General features: G+C 63.6%; 5 protein-coding genes. 2 read left to right on the top strand and 3 right to left on the bottom strand.

From position 1 onward, the window contains the following. Positions 1-557 precede the first annotated feature (557 nt). Positions 558-2,285: a gamma-glutamyltransferase gene (ggt, locus tag B3397_RS21555; protein WP_296253863.1), complete on the bottom strand. Its 1,728-nt coding sequence runs from the start codon at positions 2,283-2,285 to the stop codon at positions 558-560. A gap of 77 nt (positions 2,286-2,362) precedes the next feature. Beyond that, positions 2,363-3,070 carry a GNAT family N-acetyltransferase gene (locus B3397_RS21550; protein WP_296253861.1) on the bottom strand — a complete coding sequence of 236 codons (708 nt, stop codon included), beginning with the start codon at positions 3,068-3,070 and terminating at the stop codon, positions 2,363-2,365. 116 nt (positions 3,071-3,186) lie between these two features. Between B3397_RS21550 and B3397_RS21545 the strand changes: the two genes are divergently transcribed. Continuing rightward, entirely contained in the window at positions 3,187-4,650 is a 1,464-nt protein-coding gene (locus tag B3397_RS21545; protein WP_296253860.1) for a PLP-dependent aminotransferase family protein, read from the top strand. A gap of 3 nt (positions 4,651-4,653) precedes the next feature. On the opposite strand, the gene B3397_RS21540 is transcribed toward B3397_RS21545, so the two are convergent. Then, entirely contained in the window at positions 4,654-5,079 is a 426-nt protein-coding gene (locus B3397_RS21540; RefSeq protein WP_296253857.1) for a 3-isopropylmalate dehydratase, read from the bottom strand. A gap of 573 nt (positions 5,080-5,652) precedes the next feature. Between B3397_RS21540 and B3397_RS21535 the strand changes: the two genes are divergently transcribed. After that, complete coding sequence (locus tag B3397_RS21535) at positions 5,653-6,540, top strand: EamA family transporter (RefSeq protein ID WP_296253856.1); 888 nt, start codon at positions 5,653-5,655, stop codon at positions 6,538-6,540. The last annotated feature ends 82 nt before the right edge of the window (positions 6,541-6,622 follow it).

Here is a 6,622-nt window from a genome sequence, read left to right as displayed (position 1 = left end):
TAGAACCCGCTCCCACAGGTGTGGGGGTGCCGCAGAATTCTGCGGGAGCGGGCTCTGCCCGCGATGGGCCCGCAGGAGCGCGGCAAGGCCCGACATCTAGAGCGCCAACACTGGCCTCATCGCGGGTAGAACCCGCTCCCACAGGTATGGGGGTGCCGCAGAATTCTGTGGGAGCGGGCTCTGCCCGCGATGGGGGCTGCAAGAGCGCTGCAAGGCCTGACATTTACACCGCCAACGCTGGCCTTATCGCGGGTAGAACCCGCTCCCACAGGTATGGCGGTGCCGTAGGACCCTGTGGGAGCGGGCTCTGCCCGCGATGGGGCCTGCAAGAGCGCTGCAAGGCCTGACATTTACACCGCCAGTATCGGCCTCATCGCGGGTAGAACCCGCTCCCACAGGTATGAGGGTGCTACGGGATCCTGTGGGAGCGGGCTCTGCCCGCGATGGGGGCTGCAAGAGCGCTGCAAGGCCCGACATTTGCAGCGCCAGTACTGGCCCCATCGCGGGTAGAACCCGCTCCCACAGGGGATTGGTTGGGGCGTCCGGTGCTGTGGGGGTTAATACCCCAGTGCCAGGCCTGTGTTACGCCGAGGATCGTTCGCGCCGTAGAAACGGTTAGCGCCTACCGGTTTGCCTCCCAGTGAAGGTGCGCCCACCAAAATGGCCGCTACGTGGTTGGGGTCCTGAGGGACGCCGAACGTGTGACCCCAGCTTTCGAGGATCTTGCGAGTGTCGGGGCTGACTGCGAAAGGCTCCAGGTTGGTGCTGTCCGGCATCCACTGCTGATGGAAACGTGGCGCGTCCACCGCTTCCTGAATGTTCATGCCGTAGTCGATAACATTGAGCATGGTCAGCAACGTTGCGGTGATGATCCGACTGCCACCGGGGGTACCCACCACCATCACTGGCTTGCCATCCTTGGTCACAATGGTCGGGCTCATGGACGACAACGGCGTTTTGTACGGCGCGATGGCATTGGCCTCGCCTTGCACCAGCCCATACATATTGGCCACGCCGACTTTTGACGTGAAGTCGTCCATTTCGTCGTTCAACAGGATGCCGGTGCCGCTGGCCATCACGCGTGCGCCGAACCAGCCGTTGAGGGTGTAGGTGACGGAAACGGCATTGCCCCACTTGTCGACGATCGAATAATGAGTCGTGTTGCTGCCCTCATGGGGCGCGACACCCGGTTTGATTTCAGCGGAGATCCCGGCTTTGTTCGGCTGGATGCTGTCACGCAGCTTGGTCGCGTAACCTGCATCGAGCAGATGCGCTATGGGGTTCTTCACGAAATCCGGGTCGCCCAGGTAACTGTTGCGATCCACATACGCGTGGCGCATGGCCTCGATCTGGTAGTGCGTGCCCTGGGCGGAGCGGTAGCCGAGGTCGGCCATCGGGTAGCCCTGCAGAATGTTCATGATCTGGCAGATCACCACACCGCCGGAACTGGGCGGCGGTGCCGATACCACGCGGTAGCCACGGTAGTCGCACTCCACCGGTGCCAGCTCGCGGGTCTTGTACTTGTCCAGATCGGCCTGGACGATGATGCCCTTGCCGGCTTGGCTGGAATCGACGATGGCCTTGGCCACCCAACCCTTGTAGAAGCCGTCGCTGCCCTTGGCCGAGATCTCCCGCAGGGTCTTGGCCAGGTCCTTCTGTACCAGTCGCTCGCCTACCTTGAACGGCTCACCCTTGTTCAGAAATATCTTGCCCGAGTCGTTGGCATCCTTGCGAAAATCCTCGGTGGTGGTTTCCAGTAAGTCCACGTCGCCCTGACCGAGCACGAAACCGTCTTCGGCCAGGCGAATGGCCGGTGCCAGCAGATCGGTGCGTTTGAACGTGCCGTATTTCTCGCGAGCCAACTCCATGCCCGAGACCGTACCAGGAACGCCGACGGACAGGTGGCCGTCGGTGCTCAGGCCGGGGATCACATTGCCGGCCTTGTCCAGGTACATATCGGTGGTGGCCGCCAGCGGGGCTTTTTCGCGGAAGTCTAGAAAGGTATTGCGGCCATCGGCCATGTGCAGCGTCATGAAACCTCCGCCGCCGATATTGCCGGCGGCCGGATACACCACCGCCAGGGCATAGGCCACGGCGACTGCGGCATCCACGGCGTTGCCACCGTCTTTGAGCACATCCACGCCTACGTGGGTAGCCAGGTGCTGAGCGGTGACCACCATGCCGTTTTCGGCGGCGACCGGGGCCTGGAAGGCGGCGAAGCTACAGGTACTTGCGACGAGGAGGGCGGTCGCGATCAGCGACTTGGCCAAGGGTTCGAATTTCAAGGTGCGGCTCTCTTCTTCTGCGGATGGGGAGCAACATGGCGCAGGGATGCGCCACGTTCAGAAGAATAGCCGTGAAATCAGCGCGGCTGGCGCAGATCCGTCAAAGACGCCTTCTGCACGCCCTGCGCATCGAAATTATCGGCGGCCAGCCAGCGTTCGAACGCCGTGCGCAGCGCTGGCCATTCTTGGTCGATGATCGAGTACCACGCCGTGTCGCGATTACGCCCCTTGTACACCAGCGCTTGGCGAAAAATGCCCTCGAAGCTGAAGCCGAGACGGTCGGCAGCCTTTCGCGAGGGGGCATTCAGCGCATCGCATTTCCACTCGTAGCGGCGGTAGCCCAGTTCGTCGAACACGAACTTCATCAGCAGGTACTGTGCTTCGGTGGACACTGGCGTGCGCTTCATCAGTGGCGAAAACGTGACGTGACCCACCTCGATCACGCCATTGGCCGGGTCCATGCGCATCAGCGACAAGGTGCCGACGGCGGTGCCGCTACCCAGGTCGATCACCGCCCAGTGCTGCGGGTCCTGGCTGGCGGCGGCCGTTTGCAGATGCTGGGTATAGGCCGCCAGATCGGTGAATGGGCCTACGGGAAGGTAGGTCCAATCGCTGCCATCGGCCAGCAGGCAATAGGCGTTGAACAGGGCCTCGGCATGTTGGGCGACATCGAGCGGTTCCAGCCGGCAGCTGCGGCCCTCAATGACCTTGTGCGATGGGCGAGGGCGGGCAGTCCAGTCTGGCAGCGCTTCGCCAATCGGTTGCTGGTGACTGTTCAAAGGCATGTGGGTGTCCTGGCGAAAGGGGGAGGTGATGTGAGAATACGAGCACAATGGCCCCTCACAAAGCGCCAGGATTGGAGTATTTTATGGTGCCACGTAGCGCTGTTCCGAGAACGCCCATGACCGCCCTGACCCCGATGCACGTCTCCCTGGATACACCACTGGCGCGCCATGTGGGTGCAGCCCCCTTGCAACGGCAACTGCATGACCGGCTCAAGGATGCGATCCTGGATGGGCGGCTGGGCCCCGGCGTTCGGCTGCCGTCGTCCCGAGAGCTGGCGCAGACGCTGGGCATTTCCCGTAACACCGTGACCGCCGCTTATGATCAGCTGGCAGCACAGGGATACGTGTACCCGGATCGACGGGGCACGCTGGTGGCGACCCTGGCGCGACCTGCCCACCTGGATCAGCCGTCCGGATCGACCCCGCCGCCGGTATTGGCTCAGCGGATCGGCCAGATTCGCGCGACATTGCCGGTGGTCTCTGCCACCGCCTCGCTACGCCCTGGCATGCCGTCGTATATCCACTTCCCGATGGCCGCCTGGCGCCGTGCACTGGACAGCGCCGTGCGCCAGGCCGGGCCTTCAGCCCTGGGCTATGGCAACCCCCTCGGCGAGCCGGCGCTGCGCGCTGCCATCGCGCGACATCTACGGATCGCTCGCAGTGTGCGTTGTGAGCCTGAACAGGTGATCATCACCGAAGGTGCCCATGAAGCGCTGGCGCTGTGCGTCAGTCTGTTGAGCAACCCCGGCGAGATTGCCTGGATCGAAGATCCCGGCTACCGCGGTGCGCGCAGTGCCTTCAATGGCGGCGACCTGCGCATAGAGCCCATGCCGGTCGACGCCGAAGGCATGGTGTGGCACGAGGAGGATTGGCAGCGCCGGCCCCCGCGCCTGATCTATACCACGCCTTCCCATCAGTACCCCACCGGTGCGGTGCTTTCCGTGGCGCGCCGTCTGGAGCTGATCGATCAGGCCCGCCGGCACCAGGCCTGGATCATCGAGGACGATTACGACAGCGAGTTTCGCCACGTTGGCGACTCGATCGCTGCCATGCAGGGGCTGGTGGCGGACGCACCGGTGTTGTACGTTGGGACGTTCAGCAAGACCATGTTCCCTTCGCTGCGCCTGGGGTTCCTGGTGCTACCGCATTCGTTGGCGCAGCCCGCTCGGGATGCGTTGCACGAGCTGTTGCGCGGGGGGCATCGATACGAGCAACTGGCGTTGGCCGATTTCATCGAAAGCGGGCAGTTCAGTCGCCATCTCAACCGGATGCGCCGGTTGTACCGCGAACGCCAGACCGCCTTGCGCGAGGCGCTCACCGAGCATCTGCAGGTGCCCCACGTGATCGAAGGCGGGCATTGCGGGATGCACTTGACGGTGCGCTTGCCTGCTGAATACCCGGACCGCGCGATCTGTGCCCAGGCCCAGCGTTACGGCATCGGCGCTCAACCGCTGTCGGTGTTCAACCTGCGTCCGGGGGCGCGTGACAACGGTCTGGTACTGGGTTACGGCAATACTTCGGCGGAGCTGTATCGACCGTTGATCCAGCGTCTTTCGCGTTTGGCGCGGGGTCAGCACTGAGGCTCAGCGTGGCTCCAGGCGGATACCGAACCCGCTTTTCGCCTCGCTGACGATGCGCAGGTGCTGGCGTTGTCCCGGCGCTGCGTCGATGCGCAGCTCCCGCTGCAAACGCCCCTTGCTGCAGAACAGCTCGCCCTGGGCATCGGTGGTGATGCCGACAATATGCTCACCGGCCGGCACGTGGAACGACGCTGCTTCGCCCACGGCGATACGCGCGGCCACTCGTCGGTCGATCATGAACGCCACATAGCAGCCGCCGCCCATCACGCCGATATCGCGATCCACCACCAGCTCACTTAAACCGTCTCCAGGTTGCTGCCAGCCCAGCAGTCGGTCGGGGGGAATGGGTTTGAGGTTTTCCGGGTCGGCCCGAAAAGAGGTACAGCCGGTCAGGGCCAGGACGGCGAGGGCGGTGCAGGTCAGGCGCATCGAAACTTCCTTGAAATGGGGTGGCCTGCGCCACTGTAGTTCAGCAAATCATCCGGCGATACCCACCCCCACGCATCCCCCCTGTAGGAGCGGCGTAAAGCCGCGAAGGCGCCGGCCCGTCCAGCGATGAATCCAGGTTTTGTGTTGGCCGGAAGGGCCTCTTCGCGGCTGCACGCCGCTCCTACAGGTGTACCCAATCCCTTGTAGGAGCGGCGTGAAGCCGCGAAGGCGCCAGTGCATCCAGCGATGAATCCGAATCCTGTAGGAGCGGCGTGAAGCCGCGAAGGCGTCGGTGCACACGGCGGTGAGCCCAGGTCCTGTAGGAGCGGCGTGCAGCCGCGAAGGCGTCGGTGCGTACGGTGATGAACCTAAGACTTGCTGCGGCAGGAAGGGCCCCTTCGCGGCTTTACGCCGCTCCTACGGGGGTGGGGGTGTAGGGGGGGGAGGCAGAAAAGTTTTGAAACAGGTTTCCCGACGGCATGCCCTTGGGCAAGAATGGGGGCTGAGTTGCAAGCTCCGCCCATGCGCCAGCACGGCGACCGGCGCGTACTGACCTGAACCCTTGGAGGTAGCGTGGCACCCAAAGACCTGCTGTTGGCCCTGATCGTGATCATTGCCTGGGGCTTGAATTTCGTCGTGATCCGCTATGGCCTGGATGGCCTTCCGCCGATGTTGCTCGGAGGACTGCGTTTTACCCTGGTGGCCATTCCCGCGATCTTTTTCATCAAACGGCCCAATCTCCCGCTGCGCTGGTTGATCGCCTACGGCGCGACCATCTCCCTGGGTCAGTTTGCCTTTCTGTTCGAAGCCATGGCCAACGGCATGCCGGCCGGGCTGGCGTCACTGGTATTGCAGGCCCAAGCGTTCTTCACCCTGATCTTTGCCGCACTGTTCATCGGTGAGCGGCTACGTGCCGCCAGCGTACTGGGGCTGCTGGTAGCCGCCGGGGGTCTGACCATGATTGGCCTGGAAAGCGACCAGGCCACGCCACTGTTCGCGGTGCTGCTGACCCTGTGCGCAGCATCGATGTGGGCCATGGGTAACATCATCACTCGACGTTTCGGCAACATCGACCTGGTGGCGTTGGTGGTCTGGGGCGGCCTTATCCCGCCACTGCCGTTCTTCGCCCTGTCGCTTTGGCTCGAGGGCCCGGCGCAGATTCAGCAATCGCTGTTGGGCATCGGCTGGAAGTCGGTATTGAGCCTGGTCTATCTGGCGTTCGTTGCCACCATGCTGGGCTACAGCCTGTGGAGCAAGTTGCTGTCGCGCTACCCGGCGGGCAAGGTCGCGCCGTTCTCGCTGCTGGTGCCGGTCATCGGCTTGAGCTCCTCGGCCTGGATACTCGGCGAGCGTCTGAGTGCGCTGCAGTGGTGGGGCGGTGCGCTGGTGATGGTCGGGCTGCTGGTCAACGTTTTCGGTCCGCAGATGCTCAGCCGTGTGATGAGTGCCCGATCGGCCTGACGCAACCCCACGTGTGACCTATGCTGGGTGAACCTGTAGCGCGGCGTGAAAGCTGTCGCCCTGGCGCGAGGGCCCACCCTAG

Origin of the sequence: Pseudomonas sp. UBA4194, from assembly GCF_002379585.1 — a bacterium.
In the GTDB taxonomy this organism is placed as follows: Bacteria; Pseudomonadota; Gammaproteobacteria; order Pseudomonadales; family Pseudomonadaceae; genus Aquipseudomonas.
The sequence above is the reverse complement of the archived record's forward strand: the minus strand, read 5'-3'. Positions and strand labels throughout refer to the sequence as shown.